This window comes from Kitasatospora sp. NBC_01266 (assembly GCF_036242395.1).
GTDB lineage: Bacteria > Actinomycetota > Actinomycetes > Streptomycetales > Streptomycetaceae > Kitasatospora.
In genome coordinates this window covers 6,953,663-6,972,507 of record NZ_CP108458.1, presented here as the reverse complement: position 1 = coordinate 6,972,507, position 18,845 = coordinate 6,953,663, and the positions used below count along the sequence as shown (strand labels likewise).

Here is an 18,845-nt window from a genome sequence, read left to right as displayed (position 1 = left end):
CCCCAGCCGAGCGGCGCGCGATTAGATTGCCCGTATGACGACCACCTCGCAGTCCACCAGTCTCTTCGACCTGCTGAGCGCCGACGCCGTCCGCGATCCCGCCGGGCTGCGGGAGGTCTACGAGATGCCGGGCACGGCCGCGGTGCACAAGCAGGTGGACCGGATCCACGACGTGTCCCGGCGGCTGATCGGGTGCTCCTCGTTCGTGCTGGTGGCGAGCACGGACCCGGCGGGCAACTGCGATGTGAGCCCGCGCGGCGGCCCGCCCGGGTTCGTCGCCGTGCTGGACGAGCACACGCTGGCGATACCGGACGCGACGGGCAACAAGCGGCTCGACTCGCTGCACAACATCGTGGCCACCGGGCGGGCCGGGCTGCTCTTCCTGATCCCGGGTCGCAACGACACGCTGCGGGTGAACGGCCGGGCCTGCGTCTCGACCGACCCGCAGCTGCTCGCCCAGCTGACCGCCGTCGGCAAGCCGCCGCGCAGCGCGATCGTGGTGCGGGTCGAGGAGGTCTACGGGCACTGCCCCAAGTCGCTGCTGCGCGGCAGCATGTGGAAGCCCGAGCAGTGGCTGCCCAAGGACGCCGTACCCAGCTCGGCCGAGGTGACGCTGGCGCACCTCTCCGGCAAGCTGGACGGCCTGACCCTGGAGCAGGTCGAGCAGAACGAGCGCGAGTCGCTGCTCTACCGCTACGAGTAGCGGGCTGCGGCCGACAGCCTCAGCCCTCGGCGCGGGCCAGCAGATCGGCGGCGTGGGCGCCGTCGATGGACTGGCGGATCACGTCCGCGTGGCCGGCGTGGCGGGCGCTCTCCTCGATCAGGTGGAGCAGCACCCAGCGGGCCGACCAGTGCGCCGCCTGCTCGGTGGCGCAGGGCACGTCCAGGTCGGGCAGGTCGAGGACGATCTTCTCGGTCTCCTCGGCGGCCTGCTGATACTCCGTCAGCAGGCTGGAGACGGTCTCCCCCTCGGCGCGGCGCAGGTCGGCCCCGGGATCCTCGATCGGCCACAGCCCCGGCAGCGGGCGGCCGGCCAGCGCCGCGACCACCCAGCGGCGCTCGGTGACCATGGTGTGCTTGAGCAGACCGCCCAGCGACAGCTCGCTGGCGGTCGGCACCGACCAGGCCTGATCCTCCGTCAGTCCGAGCAACGCGTACCGCAGGCCGTCCCGTTGCTGGGCGAGGAAGGCGAGCAGGGCAGAGCGCTCATCGGCGACCGGCGGGACGAAGCGGGGCATCGGAACCTCCTGCGAAGCGACTGCTCTCACCATCGCATGCCGCACTGACACCCCTGGGTGACCGCCACGCGCACCGTTCGCCTACGGTTGGCAGCCATGAGCGGACTGATCATCTTCCTGAACGGCACCTCCAGCTCCGGCAAGTCGAGCATCGCGCGGGAGCTGCTGTCGGTCCTCGACGAGACCTGCTTCCACCTGGCCGTCGACCAGTTCCACGCGATGCGCTCCAAGCGCGAGCTCGCCGACGAGGCGGAACTGCGCGCCGTCATGCTGCGCACCTGGTCCGGGTTCCACCGGGCGGTCGCGGGGATGGCCGCGGCGGGCAACAACGTCGTGGTGGACCACCTGTTCAGCGAGCGGTGGCGGCTGGACGAGTGCCTGGAGCTGTTCCCCGCCGCCGATGTCGTGCTGGTCGGCGTGCGCTGCCCGCTGCCGGAGCTGGAGCGGCGCGAGGCCGAGCGCGGCGACCGTCCGGTGGGCCTGGCGGCCCGGCAGTTCGTCCAGGTGCACGCCCACGGCGTCTATGACATCGAGGTCGACACCAGCACCGCGACGCCGCTCGAGTGCGCCTTGCAGATCAAGGAGTTCCTGCCGCGCCGGCCCTCCCCGACGGCCTTCGAACGGCTGGCGGCCGCCGGCTCCTCGGCGGTGCCCGCAGCGCGCTGAGCCAAACCGCCATCGCACCGAGCCGGACCGCCACTGCCGCTGCCGCCGCCGTCACGAGGACGAGTTTGCGCCATTACCCGCCGCCACCGGACGGCCGCGCACCGTGCCCATCGGGTCGGGTGCAACTTGACCCGCACATGCCCGTGGCCTAGGCAGACCGCCGCCCGCCCGGGCGCCGGGCGCGGCGCTCGGCAGTCGAACGGCCCGGTACGGCCGGGGCGGAATCGGACAGGTGGGTCGCACCGGCACCGATATCACCCTCTGGTCCAGTTGCCTGACCCTACGTTAGGTTTCCCTCCGGTCGACGCCGCGACCCGGGCCCTGGTGGCCACGGAGCGGGTACGACCGGGGGGTTCGCCGGACCGCGGGGGGAGTTCGCGGTCCGGCGAGAGCCACCCGACGGGGGATCCACCGGCACTTCCGCGCACGGGCCGACCCGTGTCCGCGGCGCTTCTGTCCGAGGTACCCCGTGGCTGCGGGGTGCCCCTCGACGTGGAGGAACCTATGGGCTTCAGGAAACGCTGGGCCGCCGCGGTGGCCACCGGCTCGCTGCTGGCGCTGGGCGCGGTGCCCGTCGCCGCGCAGGCGGACGGCACCGCGACGCCCGCCTACCGCACCGACCTGCGGGTCCTGGTGGTCGACGACGGCGGTCCCTCGGTCTCCGCGATCACCGCGGAGCTGACCAGCGAGGGCATCCCGTTCACCGACGTCCTGCTGAGCAGCAGCACCCGGCCCACCATCAACGCGGGCTTCCTCACCGCGACCCTGCCGGACGGCTCCACCGAGGCCAAGTTCCAGGCGGTGGTGCTCCCCAGCTCCACCGCGCTGGGCACCGGCACCGCCGAGGCGAGCGCGCTGCTCTCCTACGAGCAGGCCTACAACGTCCGGCAGGTGGACGCGGACACCTACTCGCAGCCGTCGGTCGGCCTCAACTGGCCGCAGAACCCCGGCTACATCGGCTCGTTGGACGGGATGACCGCCAACACCACCGCCGCGGGCGCGGCCGGCGCCTTCGACTACCTCAAGGGCCCGGTGCCGTTCGAGCAGCTCAACCCGGCCGTGGTGGAGAGCTACGGCTTCCTCTCCACGCCGCTGGCCACTCCGGCCACCGGGACCAGCTTCACCCCGCTGGTGGACATGCCGATCCCGAACAGCACCGCGCGCGGCAGCCTGCTCGGCGACTACCACCACGACGGCATCGACGAGTTGGTCACCACCTTCGCCTACAACCAGTACCAGCAGCAGTGGCGGCTGCTGGCCCGCGGCGTGGTCGACTGGATGACCCAGGGCGTCCACCTCGGCTTCGACCGCGACTACCTCTCGGTCCAGGTGCAGAACGTGCTCAACACCGACAACCGGTGGAGCACCACGCTCAAGTGCACGATGGGCGACGCCGGTTGCAACGTGGCGGCGGGCAGCGCGGACAGCGTGCCGATCCGGCTGACCGCCGCCGACGTGGACGCCGCCAAGGCCTGGGAGGCGGCCAACGGCGTCACCCTGGACCTGGTCTACGACGGCGCGGGCAGCGACGCCCAGGCCGCCGGGGCCGGGGCCGGCACCGACGCCACCGAGACCGAACTGGCCGCGAACGCCGCCAACTTCCGCTTCGTCAACGGCACCTACGGCCACCCGTACCTCGGCTGCCTGCAGAACACCACGGCGGTGCCGTGGACCTGCAGCACCGACAGCACCGGCGCCATCCAGTGGACCAGCCAGGCGGCGATCACCTCGGCGATCCAGTCCAACCTGACCTGGGCGCAGGCCAAGGGCCTGACCGTCGACCCGAGTTCGGTGGTCACCGCCGGCAACTCGGGCCTGGCGCTGCCCCCGCAGCAGAGCGCCGACAACCCCTCGCTGGCCCCCGCGCTGACCGCCCTCGGGGTGGCCGCGCTGGGCTCCAACGGCTCGATCGAGTCCGCCTCGCGCCAGGTCGGCTCGGCCACCACCGTGCCGGGGCACCCGAGCGACATCTTCCACAACGCCGCCACCGCGGCCGAGGAGACCGACGAGTACAACTGGCTCTACACCGCCACGGCCCAGGGCGGCAGCGGCGCCTGCAGCACCTCGACCACCTCGACCTGCCTGGCGGCGCCGCTGAACGAGACCACCGGCTTCACCAGCACCATCGTGCCCACCGAGGCGCGGATCGCGCTGGCCCGGGTGCTCGGCAACGACCCCACGCCCGAGGTGTTCTACCAGGGCAACTTCTCCGAGGACCGGATCGCCTACCCGGTGCTGAACCAGATCCTGGCGAGCTACCAGAGCCTGCTCAACACCAACACCCCCGTGGTCAACCTGGGCATGAAGGACATCGCCACCCAGGAGCAGAACCAGGCGGCCTGGAACGCGGCGCTCGCGGCCGGAACCGCGACGGCCTATGAGAGCAACGGCACGGTGACCGCCAACGCCCCCGCCGGCGTGCAGGTCCCGGTCACCGCCCCGACCGGCACCGTCCAGGTCCAGCCGACCGGCGTCACCGCCACCGCGGTCGGCACCTCCTACGCCGGCGAGCTCTCCGGCTGGCTCACCCCGGCCACCGGCCAGACCGCGGTGGTCGAGCAGCTCCCCGCCGCCCCGACCCAGCCCCCGGCCACCCCGTCGCTGCGCACCCCGGCGGCGCGCTCGGCGGCGGCCACCCCGGCGGCGGTGGCGGGCCCGAAGGCGCCGGCCAGCGTGCGCGTGCCGGTGCCGTACGGGCCGGACGACACCACCCGGATCCGGGCCGACCGCGGCTGACGATCCATCACTTCCCAGGACCGCCCCGCCGCAGACTCCGGCGGGGCGGTCCGCGTGCGGTGCCGGGACGTGGCGGGGTCGGTGGCTAGTGTGATGCGCCGCAAATCACGAGGTAAGTTGATACCCTTTTAGAGTGGCGCATCCTGGACCTTCTGCCGTGGCGATCACGCTGTCTGGTGACGAGCGTGCCGAGTTGGTGCGTCGGGCCGGGTCGTGGGACCGGAGAGCGGCCGAGCGGGCCCGGATCATTCTGGCGTGCGCTGACGGTAAGTCGAATGCCGCTGCCGCGGAGCAAGTTGGCGTCCAGGCAAAGACGGTGTCCAAGTGGCGGCGCAAGTTCGCGGCCGAGGGGCTGGCCGGCTTGCAGGATGCGGGCCGTATCGGTCGACCGAAGGCCGACCTGGTCCTGAGTGAGGCCGAGCGGGACCAGTTGGTGCGCTGGGCGAGACGGGCGAAGACCGCGCAGTTTCTCGCGCTGCGGGCCAGGATCGTGCTGCGCTGCGCGGAGGGCGGGACGAACCGGCAGGCGGCGATGGACCTGGGCGTCGACGATTCGACTGTGGAGCGCTGGCGGGCCCGGTTCATCGACAAGCGGCTGGACGGCTTGCAGGATGAGCCGCGTCCAGGCAGGCCGCCCTCGATCCTGCTCGATCAGGTCGAAGACGTCATCGTCGCCACTCTGGAGTCCGCCCCGGGTCAGGACACGCACTGGTCGCGGGCCTCGATGGCCACCCGCACGGGGCTGTCGAAGTCGACCATCGGGCGGATCTGGAAGAGGTTCGACCTCAAGCCCCACCTTCAGGACAGCTTCAAGCTCTCCACCGACCCGCAGTTCGTGGACAAGGTGGTGGACGTCGTCGGGCTCTACCACAACCCGCCCGAGAAGGCCGTCGTACTCTGCGTCGACGAGAAGTCCCAGATCCAGGCGCTGGACCGGTCCCAGCCAGTGCTGCCGATGATGCCAGGCATGCCCGAACGCCGCACCCACGACTACCTGCGGCACGGCATCACCAGCCTGTTCGCGGCCTTCAACATCGCCGACGGAACCGTCATCAGCGAACTCCACCGCCGCCACCGGGCCCTGGAGTTCAAGAAATTCCTGATCACCATAGACAAGGCCGTCCCCGCCCAGCTCGACGTGCACTTGGTGTGTGACAACTACAGCACTCACAACACCGCCGAGATCAGAACCTGGCTCAGCCGGCACCCACGCTTCCACGTCCACTTCACCCCAACCGGCTCATCCTGGATCAACCAAGTCGAGCGCTGGTTCGGCCTGTTGACCGACAAGCTCATCCGCCGCGGCGTCCACACCTCCGTCAAAGCCCTCGAAGACGACATCAAGGCCTGGATCGACACCTGGAACCAGGATCCGAGACCGTTCACCTGGACCAAGACCGCCGATGAAATCCTCAAGTCCCTCGCCGACTACCTCGCCAAGATCAACCCTCCTCGCCAGCAACCATCACAGCAATAGTTACCCTCGTGATTTGCGGCGCATCACACTAGTGCCGCGTCAGGCAACTTTTGCCCGTCAAGGAGCGGCGTCCGGTGCGTGCTATCGGCGTGCCGGCCGGAAGTCCTCGTACTGGACGTACTTGGGCTTTCGGCCGGTGCGGCGAGAGTGCGTGCCGGGCGTCGCGACGGGGCGAAGGTTGCCTGACGCGGCACTAGGATGCGAAGCACCGCAACACCGCGAGCCGCGCACGCGAGGAGTCACGCTCTTGAACGTCGGATTCATCGGACTGGGCGCCATGGGGCGCGAAATGGCCGCCCAACTCCTCAAGGCGGGCCACCAGGTGAAGGTATGGAACCGCTCCCCCGAGCCGGTGGCGGCGCTGGTCGCGCAGGGCGCCGAAGCGGCGGCCACGCCGGCCGCCGCGCTGGCCGGCGAGGTGCTGGTCTCGATGCTCGCCGACGACGCGGCGGTGGAGTCGCTGCTGCTCGACGAGGTGCTGCTGGCAGCCGCCACCATCACGGTGCACGTCAACATGGCCACCGTCTCCCCGGAGCTGGCCCGCCGGGCGGCCGAACTGCACCAGCGGCACGGGATCGGCTACCTGGCGGCGCCCGTCCTGGGCCGCACCGACGTGGCGGCGGCCGGCAACCTCAGCATCCTGGCCGCCGGCGAGGCGGCGCTGGTCGACCGGGTGGCGCCGCTCTTCGCCGCGATGGGCCGGCAGACCTTCCGGCTCGGCGAGCGCCCCGAGTTGGCCAACGTGGCGAAGATCAGCACCAACTTCCTGCTGATCTCGGCAGTCGAGGCGCTCGCCGAGGCGACCGCACTGGCCGAGGCCAGCGGCCTGGCCGCCACCGACCTGCTGGAGGTGCTCACCGGCACCCTCTTCCCCGGCCCGGTCTACGCGGGCTACGGCTCCATGATGGCCGCCCGCAGCTACGACCCGGCCTTCCGGCTGGCCCTCGGCCTCAAGGACGTCAACCTCGCCCTGGACGCGGGGGCGGCCACGCACGTCCCGCTGCCGATCGCGAGTGTGCTGCGGGACGCGCTGCTGGAGGGCATCGCGCACGGGGACGGCGGGTTGGACCTGGCGGCGCTGGGCGAGACGGCCCGGCGGCGGGCGGGGGCGGCCTGAGCTCCTTGCCGTACAGGCAACCTGATGTTTCATCAGTTCTCTGGTAACCCTGTTCACCTGGTCGGGCACAGGCTGTAGCATGCGGTTCGCAGGATACCCACGAGTGGATGTGGCACCGATGACTCAAGCCTGGGAAGCCGATCCGTCCACCGTGTTCGTGCGTCGCCTGGGGAAGTCGGCGCAGGAACTGGGCTACACAGGTGACGAGGACGGCTGCCCGGACCTGTGGGAACTGAGCAACGGGGACATCGCGGTGATCGGACGCGACCTCACCGGCGTCCTCCGCGGTCGCCTGCCCGAGGGAGCGTCGGTGCGTGCCGACGAACGCATCGTGGTGATCCCGGGCGAAATGCTCTCCGCGGCCAAGCCGGACATCGCCGATGCGTGAGTTGCGCCGCCCGGACCTGCCGGCATCCGTCCTGGGGCTCACCGCCTACCGAGCGGACTTCGCCGCACGCGACGCTCTGATCACCGACCGTCCCTCGTGGAAGCTGGAACGCCGGCAGCACTTCCTGGAACCCGGCAACGACAGCTGGGTGGCCTTCCGCCGAGGCGACTGGGCCGAGTCGCTGCAGCTGATGGAATCCCGCCGCCCTGCCCTGTCCGGGACAGCACAGGAGAGGGAGCGCCGGAGCAACCCGTTCCTGCGAGTACGCGTCGTCGAGGAGCCGCTCACCCCCTACCTGCAGTGGGAGCTCAGCTACCTGCGCGTTCAGGCTCAGTGCGGTCGCCCGGTGCGGGTGGTGCACGCCGACAAGCTCGGTGCCTTGGAGGAGAGCCGGCCGCTGCCTGAGATCGTTGTGCTCGGGAGCCAGCTCCTCTATGAAGTCCGGTACTCGACCGACGGAACCCTGGAGGGCGGGGTTCGGTACCTGGACCGGGAACTCGCGCAGGAGTGGGGGAACTTCATCAGCGAGCTCTACGGTGACGGCGAGGACGTGGTGGCGTACGTGGATCGACATGTATCCCAACTGCCGCCGCCTGTCCCGGGAGGGTAGAAGATCAGCGGTCACCAGAGCCCGGAGAACGCGGCGGGCGACACCCGTTCGAACATGTCGGGGACGGCGGGGGAACTTCACACGGCCTGCACGCTCACCGTGCTTTCGGAAGCGCTCGCCGACACCGCCCCACAGGACGCCCGTCAACACCGGCGCGAGGCCCACCGCTTGATCGTCCAGTATGCGGATCCGCGCGCCGAGTCGCTGCGCCGGCGACTCGAGCCCTGACCGCCCGTCCTTCCGCACCGAATTCCGGAGCAGCTGTGTCCACTGTTGTCGCCCCGATGTTCACCTTCCCCCTGGGGGATGACGCTGCCCTGCTACCCCGTGTGGTTGAGCTTGCGGAGGCGTATCACACGCTGTTGGAGGCGAACTGCGAGCGCCTCGCCCGCTGGGAGCCGAGGATCAACACGTCGCCGACCCTGGAGAGCACCCGGGCCACCTTGGAGCGCAGGGGCCGGGCGTGGCTCGAGGGATCGCAGCTGCCGCTGGTCATCGCGGTAAAGGCAGCGGATGGCTGGCGTCTGGTCGGCGCGGTTGAACTACTGATCGATATCCACGCACGGACAGGCGAGGTCGGCTACTGGATCGACGCCGACTTCGAGGGGCGCGGGTTGGTCACCCGAGCCGTCACGGCACTTCTCCATCAGGCGTTCGGGCCGATCGGCCTGCACCGTGTCGAGTTGCGTACGGATCCCGCCAACGAACGCAGTCGCCGTCTGGCAGAGCGCTTGGGGTTCGTTCAGGAGGGCGTGCTGCGCGAGGCACTGGCCTTTCCCGGCGAGCGACGCGATGTCGAGGTCTACGGCCTGTTGGCCAGGGAGTGGCACGGGCGCGCGAACTGACCGCAGGTGAACGGCGTTCAGGGAGAGAGGGCCAGGAGCGACAGCCGGCTGCGGAGCGCGGCGCTCGCCTGCCTGAGCGCCGCTGCGCTGGTGCGCTGGTGCTCGCGGTCGCGGTCGCGGGGTGCGAGGGCGCACCGGCGAGGTCATGTCGCACTGGTGCAGGCGAGTGTGAGCTGGTTCTTCTCCGCCGCCCAGCGCTACCCGGACCCCGCAGGCCGGCCCGCGTACCGGTGGGACTACGCCTACCAGGACAAGCACGTGGAGGACGCCGGCCACGGGAGCCTGGACGTCGAGGGCCTCCATCAGGCGTACCTGTCAGACCGGTACGGCATCACCTCCGACATGATGGCCCCGCTGGTCAACACCTTCACCGACGTGATGACGAAGGGCACCGGCCACTACGCGGGCCGGGTCGACGGCACGGACGGCACCGGCAGCAGCGCGCCCGGCAAGGACGTCCGCAGCGGCTGGCTCCTGCTGGCCGAGTTCCAACCCGCCTCCTACCAGCTGCTGTTGAGCCCGGACCTCCCCGGCGGCAACAGCGGGGCGGTCGACCAGTTCGCGGCGGCCCTGCTGGCGAAGAGCCGCCACAACCGGGCGTGAGCGCGGCTGGGTAGCGCCCACTGCGCTACGGAACTTCCGGGCACCTCGGGCCGGTCAGGTCGACCGCGAGCCGGGTGTGCACGGCCCGCATCGCGTCGAGCGTCGCGTCCAGCTCCGGCGCGGTCGCGGCGGTGCGGGTCGCCACCTGCTGGTCGAGCCGCCGCCCGAGGGCGCGCAACTCGGCGTGTGCGGCGGCGCGGTCGAGCGGGGTGGGATCGTTCATCGTTCGTCGTTCCTTTGGCTCTCGGAGGCCGTTGCCAGGCGCACCCGCGTCCGGTGGACGTAGCGTCCGGCGCGCTCGAAACCGTCCACGCAGTAGGGCAGGGTCACCGGGCCACGGTTGGTGGCGATCTGCGGTCCGGGCGCGACCAGGGTCTGGCGGTCGCAGCAGACGCACCACCCGAACCGCCACTGCCGCCGGGGCGGCAGCGGCACGGGCGCGGCCGCCTCGGGGCCGGCGCTCAGCACGGGCGAGCCTTCCGGACCGGGCGGGCGGACCGCAACTCGGGCTCGGCGGCGAGCGGCTGGACCTCGCTGGCCGGGGTCTCCCACTCGCAGCCACCGCGCTCGGGGCGCAGGTAGACGGTGGGGTGCTTGCTGAAGCCGGGGCCCATGTAGATGCCGTTGAGGCCGTGCTTCTCGTCGCGGACCAGCTCGCCGACGCGGGGGGTGTAGAGGGCGGGCGGGGGCGTTCTGCGGGTCGTCATGGCGACTCCTTTCTGTAGTCGTTCCACTACTAAGGATCGTCATCCTGCTCTACGCTCGGAAGGGACTCGACCTTGACATCGCGTCGGGTGGGACTCGCATCAGGGAAGGATGATCAACATGCGGAAGACCGTACTTGACCCGTCATCGTCTCCGCTGGCGGCTTTCGGGACTCAACTCCGCAGGTCACGGGAGGCAAAGGGACTTTCCCAGGTGGAACTTGGGAAGCTCATCAGGTTCAGTGACAGCCTGATCTCGTGCATCGAACGAGCTACAAAGAATCCCACCCTCGTACTCGCTCAGCGCTCGGACATCTATCTTGAGACCGGCGGCACGCTTGAGCTGATGTGGTGGAACCTGAACCACACGGCACTGATCGAGGGCTTCCCGAAGTTCGCGGCACTTGAGGCAGAAGCGGCGAGTATCCGCCTCTTCGAGACTGGCCTCGTCCCGGGACTGCTCCAGACCAAGGAGTACGCCGCCGCTTTGCAGGCCGGGTACGTTCGGCGGGGCGGCGTTGTCCAGGCAGAGGCGGACAAGCGCGTGGCGTTCCTACTCGCTCGGCAGCAACTACTGGATCGGACCCCGCCGCCTCTCGCTCGTGCAGTCCTGGACGAGCACTGCCTGCGTCGGCCGATCGGAGGTCCGATGGTCATGGCGGGACAGCTGCGCCACCTGGAGCAGCTGGCTCAGCGGCCGAACATCGTCATCCAGATCGCGCCCTACTCGCTCGGCGAGGATCGTCCGTTCACTTATCCCGTTACGCTGCTGACGCTTTCGGATCGTTCGGTCGTCGCCTACACCGAGACTGATCAGCGCGGGTACGTGGAGCGTGAGATCGACGCTGTAACCGCGCTGATCAACGGCTACGATCACCTTCAGGTTGAAGCGCTGCCTCAGGCTGCATCCCTGGCCGTGATCCGTGAAGTACGAGGGGAATTCGAGAACTATGCACGATGACCTGACGGACGCTCAGTGGCGCAAGAGCACCTACAGCAACGGCCAGGGCCAGTGCGTGGAGGTCGCCGACGGTTTCCCCGACATCGTCCCCGTCCGCGACTCCAAGGACCCCAGCGGCCCCGCCCTCATCTTCACCGCCACCGCCTGGCAGGCCTTCGCCCGCAGCACCGCCACCGGCGAGCTCGCCACCGCCTGACCGCACCGCACCCCGCCCCGCCACCCCCAACACCCCGGAGTGGCGGGGCCAGTGCGAGGCCCTTACTTCCGGTACTTGTCGCCGCTCCGGCGACGTCTCTCCACCACTCATGACTCGCAACCCTACGGGCAGGCACCGGCCGCTGAAGCGGCCGGTGCCGAAGGTCACCAGTTGTTGGTGCAGTTGGTAACGGTGCCGGTGGGCTTGTGGACGATGAGGTTGAAGGACTGCTGGGTGATGCACACGTGGGCGAGGGTGCCGTTGTCCCCGTACTGGTACTGGCCGGTGGCGCTCCCGCCGTTGCTCACGGTGATGCTCGGCCCGAGCGGTCCCCAACCGCCCTGGTTGCGGTAGAGCTGCGCGGTGCAGAGGTACGTCACCGTGCTGGTGTCGGGCACGGCGCTCACGGTGGCCTGGACGTTGTAGTCGCCGTTGTTCCAGAAGGTGTCCATGCCGCCGCCGCAGCCGGCCAGCGTGGGCGACAGCGGGTAGAAGCCCTGGCCCGAGGAGTGCGGGGCGGCGTTGGCCGCCGTGACACTGAGCGCGGCGATCGAACAGACGGTGGCGGCGAGCACGGCGGCTCGCTTGACGATGCGGTTGATGGCGTCCTCCAAAGACGGTGGCCCGCACTCCCCCATGTACCGGCCGCCCCACCTCCGTGAACGCACCCGCAGCGCGGGCTGACGCGGCAGGAGGCGACGGCGCTGAACAGCCTTCCCCCCGAGGGACGACCGACCGGCCACTGGGCTGACCCGGCCCACGGTGCCAGCCGATCCTCCTGCGGGGCAATAGCCGCGTTCACGGACAGTTCGGTCGGTTACCGAAACGCTTTCGTGAATTCGCGACGGGGCGGCACCGGTGTTTCACGTGAGTGGTTGAGCATGAGAAGACGGAGCTGCCGCTTCCGTCCCGAGGGCGATCAGCCGGCCACTCCCGACCGGCCGAGGACCCGCCACCGCTCGGTGGCGGGCCCCTCCCCGACGCCGTGCGTCAGCCGTTGACGCAGCCGTCCGTCGCGCAGCTCTGCCAGGCTCCCCAGGGGCCGCCCGGGGCGAGTTCGGAGATCTCGGCGTAGTAGCCCGAGGAGGCGTCCCAGAGGTGGGCCACGGCGGTGAGGGTGCCGTTGGAGGCTTCGGTGACGCTGGTCGGGACGCCGACGGATTCGGGCTCCGGGCCGGCGCCAAGGTCGGTGAAGCCGCCCCAAGTCCCGTTCGAGCCCTGCTCGTTGACGTAGAGCTCGGGGACGGTGCCGATCTGGTAGACCTCGAAGAAGGCGAGGGTTCCGTCGGTCTTCTGGAACAGTACGGGGTAGCCGAAGAACCTCGGGATCCCGGCGCTGCCGGGGCCGAAGGCCGCCGGGGTGGACCAGGCGCCATTCGGGGTGGCCTGGTGGATCCGCACCAGCGAGCCGGTCTCGTACAGGTCCGTGAACACCTCCAGCCCGCCGTCGGCGTCGGCGGCGGCCGACAGCACGGGGTTCTGGAAGTTCAGGCCGACGGAGCTGACCTGCTGCCAGTCGCCGTACGGGCCGCCCGGCACGAGCTGGGTGCGGGACCAGAGGTACAGGCTCGTGTAGCTCGAACCCTGGAAGTCCCCGATCTGGGCCACCGTGCCGTCCGGCCTGGTCACCGAGACGGAACCGACCTCGGTTCCCACGGGTGTGGCCGTCGACTGCTGCCGAGTGGTCGTGCCGGCCGCCTGTGCGGACGGTGCGAGCAGCCCGCCCGCGCCGACCATGACAGCACAGGCCAGCGCCAGCGCCGCCGCCCTCCGTACGCCCTTGCCACGCATACCTGGTGGTCCCTTCTCATCGAATGACGCTCCAGCGGACCGGCAAACCGGGCCGCGTGCCATCCTGCCCGCCGGGTCCGGGCAGGATGGGGCGAACGCGAATTCTGCCGGCAGATGGCTCAAACACGTGCCAGAAGTCACGGGAACACCAAGGGCGTTGGCGCGTTACGGCTGCAGCCGCCCCGCGAAGCGGCGCTCGAAGCCGTCGCCGGTGTCGGCGGTCACCGTGTAGTCGTAGCGGCCGGCGGTGGTCGGTGCCAGCACCTCGTCAACGCTCGTACCCGGTGCCACCGTTACCATGACCGGTGCTGAACCACTGGCACCGAAGGCCGAGTTGACGCCGATCGTGAAGACCACCGGCTGGCTGCCCTGGTTGCTCAGGGTGATCCGCACGCCGTCCGGCGCCTCGGTGGAGGAGACCTCGGGGTGGCCCTTGGCGGCATTGGTCCAGGTTCGGACGTCGCCCTTGTAGCCGCGCAGGAAGCCGTCGGGGCCGTGCGCGTCGATGTCGTACGGGCCGCCGCTGACGCCCAGCGCGCTGAAGAAGTCGCTGACCGTGCCGCCCACCGGCAGGGTGTAGCGCCAGGCGCCGAACTGACGGAAGTTCACCGCGTACATCGAGATGCCCGCGCCCAGCGTGCCCAGGTTGTCCAGGGTGATCCAGAGCTGCCCGGTGGTGGTGTCGGTGCGCGAGGAGGAGCCGAAGCGGTAGCCGGTCGGCAGTGCGGGGCGGTCGCCCGACTCGACCTGGGGCTGCTGCTGGACGATCGGCGGGAAGATCGGCGGCAGCAGCAGCTTGTCCTGCTGGGCCAGGTCGGCGAGCAGCTGCTTGGTGTCCGGCAGCACGGGGAAGGTCCGGTCGCTGGTGGTGAAGTCGAAGGCGGACATCAGGTCGCCGCAGACGGTGCGGCGCCAGGCGGAGATGTTGGTCTCCTTCACGCCGGTCCAGTTCTCCAGGAAGCGCAGTACCGAAGTGTGGTCGAAAACCTCGGAGTTGACCTTGCCGCCCCGGCTCCACGGGGAGATCACGATCATCGGCACGCGCGGGCCCAGGCCGATCGGCACCCCGCCGATGAACTCGTCCGGCGTGCCGTCGGGCGCCACCGGCGGCACCACGTGGTCGAAGAAGCCGTCGTTCTCGTCGTAGTTGAGGAAGACGATGGTCTTCGCCCAGACCTCCGGGTTGGCGGCGAGCGCCTCGAGCACCACCGAGGCGGTGAAGTCGGCGCCTTGGGCCGGCGGGTAGTTGGGGTGCTCGGACTGCGCGGTCGGGGCGACCACCCAGCTGACCGCCGGGAGCCGGCCCGCCGCCACGTCGTTGGCGAAGTCGTCCGCGCCGGCCCGGGCCATGCCGTTGACGTAGAGCGGGGAGCTGGTCGGAGCGCTCTGGAAGGACTTGAACCAGGCCAACGCGTTGTCGTCGAAGTTGTCCTGCTGCTGGTAGACCTTCCAGGAGATGCCCGCGGCCTGCAGTCGCTCGGGGTAAGTCGTCCAGGTGAAGCCGGACTTGCTGTTGTCGGTGGCCGGGCCGCCGCCGATGCCGTTCGGGTCGATCATGCCCGACCAGAGGTAGAGCCGGTTCGGGTCGGTGGAGGTCATGGCCGAGCAGAAGTACTGGTCGCAGACGGTGAAGTTGTCGGCGAGCGCGTACTGGAACGGGATGTCCTGGCGGCGGTAGTAGCCCATGGTGTACCAGGTCTTGGCCGGGATCCAGTCGTTCCACTGGCCGTTGGCCCAGGCGTTGTGGGTGCCGCCCCAGGAGTGGTCCAGGTCGAAGATCCGCTGGGCGTCGCTGGTCGAGGTGTCCAGGTGCCAGGGCAGCAGCGTGGTGCCCCAACTGCCGAACATCTTCTGCTGCAGCACGTCCGAGCCGCCCGGGAACCGGACCCGGGAGGTGTCGCCGTAGCCGCGCACGCCGTTCAGGGTGCCGAAGTAGTGGTCGAAGGAGCGGTTCTCCTGCATCAGGACGACGACGTGCTCGACGTCGTCCAGCGTGCCCGACACCGCCGGGGCGGCCAGTGCCTGCTGGAGCGAGCCGGGCAGCACGCCGAGGCCGAGCGCCGCACCGGAAGCGGCGGCCGAGCCGAGCAGGGTACGGCGGGAGAGCGGGGACACGGGTCCTCCTGGGGGTCCGGGGCCGGACAGCTGAGGGATTCGCTACTTGCGGGTAGGGATGATTCCAGCGAACGGTGAACGGCGGAAGACCCCGGGACAGCTGTTGAGGTGGCTATACATGTCTGCCACCGACACGGGTCCGGATCATGAGCCTCCGACGCCTGATCGAGCGTCAGAACGCTAGGCTCGCGCCCATGACCACCGATCCACCCGTCACCCTCGTCCTGCCCGGCTGGCAGAACTCCGGCCCCGAGCACTGGCAGAGCCGCTGGGAGCGACTGGACCCACGGCTGGTGCGGGTCGAACAGGCCGACTGGGACCACCCGCAGCGCTCCGACTGGGTCGCCACGCTGGACCGGGCGGTGCGGGCGCAGCCGGCTCCGGTGCTGCTGGTGGCGCACAGCCTGGGGTGCGTGACGGTCGCGCACTGGGCGGCGCAGGCGGACCAGCAGGCGCGGGCCGCCGTGCTGGGGGCGCTGCTGGTGGCGCCGGCCGACATCGACAACGTGCGGATCCCGGCCCTGGCCACCTTCAGCCCGATCCCGCTGCTGCCGCTGCCCTTCCCGAGCACCCTGGTGGCGAGCGCGGACGACCCGTACTGCACACCGGAGCGCGCCCGGCTCCTCGCCCGCGGCTGGGGCTCCCGGCTGGTCGAGCCCGGAGCGCGCGGCCACCTCAACTCCGAGTCCGGGCTGGGCGACTGGCCCGAGGGCCGAGCCCTGCTGACCGAGCTCCAGCCCGTCAACCGCTGACCCAGGGGGACCTCATGTCACTGCACGGCACCGCCGCCCACCTCGCCGCCACCGACCTGCCGCCGCTGGTCCGCCGCGCCTTGGCGGCGGCCGACGCGCACGGCTTCGGCAACTCCTGCCGCCCCGAACAGGGGCAGCTGATCCGCGCGCTGGCCCAGGGCGTGCCCACCCTGATCGGCGAGAGCGGCACCGGCTGCGGAGTGGGCCTGGCCTGGCTGGCCTCCGGCGCGACGCCCGGGGTCCGGCTGATCAGCGTCGAGCGGGACCCGGCCCGCGCGGCCGTGGCGGCCGAGGTCTTCGCCGACCAGCCGCAGATCGAGGTGGTCTGCGGCGACTGGACCGAGCTGTACGGGCGCGGGCCGTTCGACCTGCTGGTGCTGGACGGCGGCGGCCAGGGCAAGGGGGACGGGGCCACCGCCGACCCGACCCGGCTGCTGGCCCCGGGCGGCACCGTGGTGGTCGACGACTTCACCCCGAGCTTCGGCTGGCCGCCGCTGCACGACGGCAGCCCGGACACCGCCCGGCTGCACTGGCTGGAGCACCCCGCCCTGCGCGCCACCGAACTGCGGCTCGCCCCGGACCTGAGCAGCGTGGTCGGGAGCCTGCGGGGCTGAGCTCGCGGCTGACCTCGGGGCCGACCTCGCGGCTGACCTTGCGGCTGGCCTCGGGGCGTGAACTGACGGTCCGTCAGTACCAGACGGTGATCCGCCGCTCGGGACCGTCCACCCGGATCCGCCCGCCGCAGGGCACGATCAGCTGCGGGTCGGTGTGCCCGAAGTCGACGTCGAAGACCGCCATCGTCTCCGGCGCGTACTCCTTCAGCGCCCGTAGCACCGCCTCGCGCTGGCCCTGGCGGTAGGCGGCCTTCGCGGCCGGCTCGTGGGGCTTGCTGAAGCTCCAGGCCTTGGCCCGGGCCATCAGCAGCGCGGGGAACTGGCGCAGCAGGCCGCGCTCGCCGAGGTTGCGCAGGATCCGGTAGACCTCCGCACCGCTGGGCATCTCCTCGGAGGTCTCCAGGTAGAGCACCTTCCCGGCGTACTCCTCGACCGGCCGGATCTCCCGGTCGGCCATCGCCAGCCAGGCGAGGATCTCCAGGTTGCCGCCCCAGCCGAGCCCGTCGACCACCCGGTCGGCGTTGTGCCAGCTCCAGCCCTCGCCGGCTTCCATCACCGGCTCGGTCTCCAGGAGTTCGGGCCGGTCCCAGTGGTGCTCCTGATCGCCCACCAGGGCGCTGGGCCGCAGCTCGTACGGGCCGCAGGTGAAGAGCGCGGCGCGCAGCGAGTCGGCGGTGGCCGGGTTCATCGCACCGCCTCGGCCGGCGTGCACCATCACCGAGCCGCCGTGGTAGGAGACCACGCCCAGGTTGTGCAGGAAGAGCAGCAGGTTGGTGTTGTCGCTGTAGCCGAAGAAGGGCTTCGGGTTGGCTCGGATCAACTCCCGGTCCAGGTACGGCAGCACGGTGATCTGGTCCTCGCCGCCGATGGTCGCCAGCACCGCCTTGATGCCCGGGTCGGCGAAGGCCGCGTTGATGTCGGCCGCGCGCTCCTGCGGGGTGGCACCGCGCTTGCTGGTGGTCGGGTACTCGACCAGGTCGAGCCCGAAGTCCTCGCGCAGCCGCCGCATGCCGAGTTCGTACGGGTGCGGGAAGAGCGCGGGCGCGGCGAACGAGGGCGAGATGACCGCGACGCGGTCACCGGGACGGGGCTTGGGCGGGTACACGGGCTCTGTCATGGCGTCGATCCTAGGGACGCCGTCAGCTCTCCGACCAGTACTTTTCCCAGCGGCCCGGGTGGCTCGGCCGCCATCGTCAGGTCAGCGACCGGGGCCGAGCCGCTCCAGTTCCGCGGCCCGCCGCAGGTCCTTGGGCCGGCCGACCGCCCGGCGCATCGCGATCAGGTCCGCGCGGGTGAGGTAGCGCAGCACCGTGCCGTCCGGCCCCGGCGCGGTGAGCGGGCGCTCGATGAAGGCCGTCACGTCCAGCTCGCCCCAGGGCAGCGCGGTCGTGCAGCAGTCGCCGCTCGCGTTCGGGGTCGTGAAGTCGACCTTCGGGAGCCGGAACGCGTCGGGCGTGCAGGGCAGTTCGGCGCCGTCGTCATCGGTGAGCCGGGCGCCGACGGCGGTGAAGGCGGTGGCCATCGCGGCGGCGTGCCGCGCGCTGCCGTCCCAGAGCAGGTCGAGGTCGCCGGTCAGCTCCTGGGAGCCGTGCATGATCCCCGCCACCTGGCCGATCACCACCACCGGGGCGCCCTGGCGGTCGAGTTCGGCGAGCAGCCGCAGCGGGTCGAAGCCGATCGCGCTGTCGGTGGCGAGGGTGCCGCGCAGCTCGTCGGCGCCCTCGTGGGTCAGCCCCGTCGCGGGCCGGTCACGGACCAGCTCGGCGGTCCGCGCGACGGCCAGCCGCAGCCGGTCGACCGGGTCCGTGGGAGTGGGCGGAGCAGCCGGAGTAGCGGTCATCCGACGAGTCGATCACGCCGCGCGGCGCACCGTCCAGCCGTTTTCCGGGCCACCGACCGCCACCGACCGCCGCCGACTGCCACCAACTGCCGCCGACCGCCGCCCACCGCCGCCCACCGCCGCCGGACATGCCGGTGGGCCGGGCCCCCTTGCGGGGATCCGGCCCACCGTCTGCTACAGGTGACGACCCAT

The 18,845-nt window shown here is 70.8% G+C and carries 22 protein-coding genes; 13 read left to right on the top strand and 9 right to left on the bottom strand.

Annotated features, from left to right (window positions below; genetic code table 11):
- Positions 1 to 34: 34 nt before the first annotated feature.
- Positions 35 to 703: an MSMEG_1061 family FMN-dependent PPOX-type flavoprotein gene (locus OG403_RS29960; protein WP_329569887.1), complete on the top strand. Its 669-nt coding sequence runs from the start codon at positions 35 to 37 to the stop codon at positions 701 to 703.
- Positions 704 to 722: 19 nt separating this feature from the next.
- Here OG403_RS29960 and OG403_RS29955 read toward each other — a convergent pair whose 3' ends face one another.
- Positions 723 to 1,238, bottom strand: coding sequence for a DinB family protein (locus tag OG403_RS29955; protein WP_329569885.1), 516 nt, complete (start codon positions 1,236 to 1,238; stop codon positions 723 to 725).
- 96 nt (positions 1,239 to 1,334) lie between these two features.
- Here OG403_RS29955 and OG403_RS29950 point away from each other — a divergent pair, with 96 nt between their 5' ends.
- From OG403_RS29950 to OG403_RS29915, 8 genes are all read left to right on the top strand, one after another.
- Positions 1,335 to 1,904: a chloramphenicol phosphotransferase CPT family protein gene (locus OG403_RS29950; protein ID WP_329569883.1), complete on the top strand. Its 570-nt coding sequence runs from the start codon at positions 1,335 to 1,337 to the stop codon at positions 1,902 to 1,904.
- 504 nt (positions 1,905 to 2,408) lie between these two features.
- The gene (locus OG403_RS29945) at positions 2,409 to 4,640 is read left to right on the top strand and encodes a hypothetical protein (RefSeq protein WP_329569882.1); all 2,232 of its coding nucleotides are present in this window, start codon (positions 2,409 to 2,411) and stop codon (positions 4,638 to 4,640) included.
- A 157-nt stretch (positions 4,641 to 4,797) separates the two neighbouring features.
- Positions 4,798 to 6,117 (top strand): IS630 family transposase, encoded by a 1,320-nt coding sequence (locus tag OG403_RS29940; protein ID WP_329561723.1) that lies wholly within the window; start codon positions 4,798 to 4,800, stop codon positions 6,115 to 6,117.
- Between the two features lie 247 nt (positions 6,118 to 6,364).
- Positions 6,365 to 7,234: an NAD(P)-dependent oxidoreductase gene (locus OG403_RS29935; RefSeq protein WP_329569881.1), complete on the top strand. Its 870-nt coding sequence runs from the start codon at positions 6,365 to 6,367 to the stop codon at positions 7,232 to 7,234.
- A gap of 118 nt (positions 7,235 to 7,352) precedes the next feature.
- Positions 7,353 to 7,622 carry a hypothetical protein gene (locus OG403_RS29930; RefSeq protein ID WP_329572641.1) on the top strand — a complete coding sequence of 90 codons (270 nt, stop codon included), beginning with the start codon at positions 7,353 to 7,355 and terminating at the stop codon, positions 7,620 to 7,622.
- Complete coding sequence (locus OG403_RS29925) at positions 7,615 to 8,232, top strand: DUF6879 family protein (protein WP_329569879.1); 618 nt, start codon at positions 7,615 to 7,617, stop codon at positions 8,230 to 8,232. Before OG403_RS29930 ends, OG403_RS29925 begins: the two co-directional genes overlap by 8 nt.
- 263 nt (positions 8,233 to 8,495) lie before the next feature.
- Entirely contained in the window at positions 8,496 to 9,077 is a 582-nt protein-coding gene (locus tag OG403_RS29920; RefSeq protein WP_329569877.1) for a GNAT family N-acetyltransferase, read from the top strand.
- A 156-nt stretch (positions 9,078 to 9,233) separates the two neighbouring features.
- Positions 9,234 to 9,680: a hypothetical protein gene (locus tag OG403_RS29915; protein WP_329569875.1), complete on the top strand. Its 447-nt coding sequence runs from the start codon at positions 9,234 to 9,236 to the stop codon at positions 9,678 to 9,680.
- A 25-nt stretch (positions 9,681 to 9,705) separates the two neighbouring features.
- On the opposite strand, the gene OG403_RS29910 is transcribed toward OG403_RS29915, so the two are convergent.
- From OG403_RS29910 to OG403_RS29900, 3 genes are read right to left on the bottom strand one after another with little or no spacing between them, the layout of a single operon-like run.
- Positions 9,706 to 9,903, bottom strand: a complete 198-nt coding sequence (locus tag OG403_RS29910; protein ID WP_329569873.1) for a hypothetical protein — start codon at positions 9,901 to 9,903, stop codon at positions 9,706 to 9,708.
- The gene (locus OG403_RS29905) at positions 9,900 to 10,148 is read right to left on the bottom strand and encodes a hypothetical protein (RefSeq protein WP_329569871.1); all 249 of its coding nucleotides are present in this window, start codon (positions 10,146 to 10,148) and stop codon (positions 9,900 to 9,902) included. The genes OG403_RS29910 and OG403_RS29905 overlap by 4 nt, the downstream gene beginning before the upstream one ends.
- Positions 10,142 to 10,387 carry a hypothetical protein gene (locus tag OG403_RS29900; RefSeq protein ID WP_329569868.1) on the bottom strand — a complete coding sequence of 82 codons (246 nt, stop codon included), beginning with the start codon at positions 10,385 to 10,387 and terminating at the stop codon, positions 10,142 to 10,144. The genes OG403_RS29905 and OG403_RS29900 overlap by 7 nt, the downstream gene beginning before the upstream one ends.
- Before the next feature lie 109 nt (positions 10,388 to 10,496).
- Between OG403_RS29900 and OG403_RS29895 the strand changes: the two genes are divergently transcribed.
- Together OG403_RS29895 and OG403_RS29890 are read left to right on the top strand one after the other, a co-directional pair.
- Positions 10,497 to 11,345 (top strand): helix-turn-helix domain-containing protein, encoded by an 849-nt coding sequence (locus tag OG403_RS29895; protein WP_329569866.1) that lies wholly within the window; start codon positions 10,497 to 10,499, stop codon positions 11,343 to 11,345.
- On the top strand, positions 11,335 to 11,541 hold the full coding sequence (locus tag OG403_RS29890; RefSeq protein WP_329569864.1) for a DUF397 domain-containing protein: 207 nt from the start codon (positions 11,335 to 11,337) through the stop codon (positions 11,539 to 11,541). The genes OG403_RS29895 and OG403_RS29890 overlap by 11 nt, the downstream gene beginning before the upstream one ends.
- Before the next feature lie 164 nt (positions 11,542 to 11,705).
- On the opposite strand, the gene OG403_RS29885 is transcribed toward OG403_RS29890, so the two are convergent.
- From OG403_RS29885 to OG403_RS29875, 3 genes are all read right to left on the bottom strand, one after another.
- Positions 11,706 to 12,155, bottom strand: a complete 450-nt coding sequence (locus OG403_RS29885) for a hypothetical protein (RefSeq protein WP_329569862.1) — start codon at positions 12,153 to 12,155, stop codon at positions 11,706 to 11,708.
- Between the two features lie 376 nt (positions 12,156 to 12,531).
- The gene (locus OG403_RS29880) at positions 12,532 to 13,332 is read right to left on the bottom strand and encodes a hypothetical protein (protein WP_329569860.1); all 801 of its coding nucleotides are present in this window, start codon (positions 13,330 to 13,332) and stop codon (positions 12,532 to 12,534) included.
- A gap of 165 nt (positions 13,333 to 13,497) precedes the next feature.
- Positions 13,498 to 15,447 carry a phosphocholine-specific phospholipase C gene (locus OG403_RS29875; protein WP_329569858.1) on the bottom strand — a complete coding sequence of 650 codons (1,950 nt, stop codon included), beginning with the start codon at positions 15,445 to 15,447 and terminating at the stop codon, positions 13,498 to 13,500.
- Positions 15,448 to 15,641: 194 nt separating this feature from the next.
- Here OG403_RS29875 and OG403_RS29870 point away from each other — a divergent pair, with 194 nt between their 5' ends.
- Positions 15,642 to 16,199, top strand: coding sequence for an RBBP9/YdeN family alpha/beta hydrolase (locus tag OG403_RS29870; protein WP_329569856.1), 558 nt, complete (start codon positions 15,642 to 15,644; stop codon positions 16,197 to 16,199).
- 14 nt (positions 16,200 to 16,213) lie between these two features.
- A complete protein-coding gene (locus tag OG403_RS29865) occupies positions 16,214 to 16,813 on the top strand; it encodes an O-methyltransferase (RefSeq protein ID WP_329569854.1) in 600 nt (199 codons plus the stop codon).
- 73 nt (positions 16,814 to 16,886) lie between these two features.
- Here the strand turns inward: OG403_RS29865 and OG403_RS29860 are convergent, their stop codons facing one another.
- On the bottom strand, positions 16,887 to 17,930 hold the full coding sequence (locus OG403_RS29860; protein WP_329569852.1) for a S66 family peptidase: 1,044 nt from the start codon (positions 17,928 to 17,930) through the stop codon (positions 16,887 to 16,889).
- An 81-nt stretch (positions 17,931 to 18,011) separates the two neighbouring features.
- Entirely contained in the window at positions 18,012 to 18,653 is a 642-nt protein-coding gene (locus tag OG403_RS29855) for a hypothetical protein (protein WP_329569850.1), read from the bottom strand.
- Between the last annotated feature and the right edge of the window lie 192 nt (positions 18,654 to 18,845).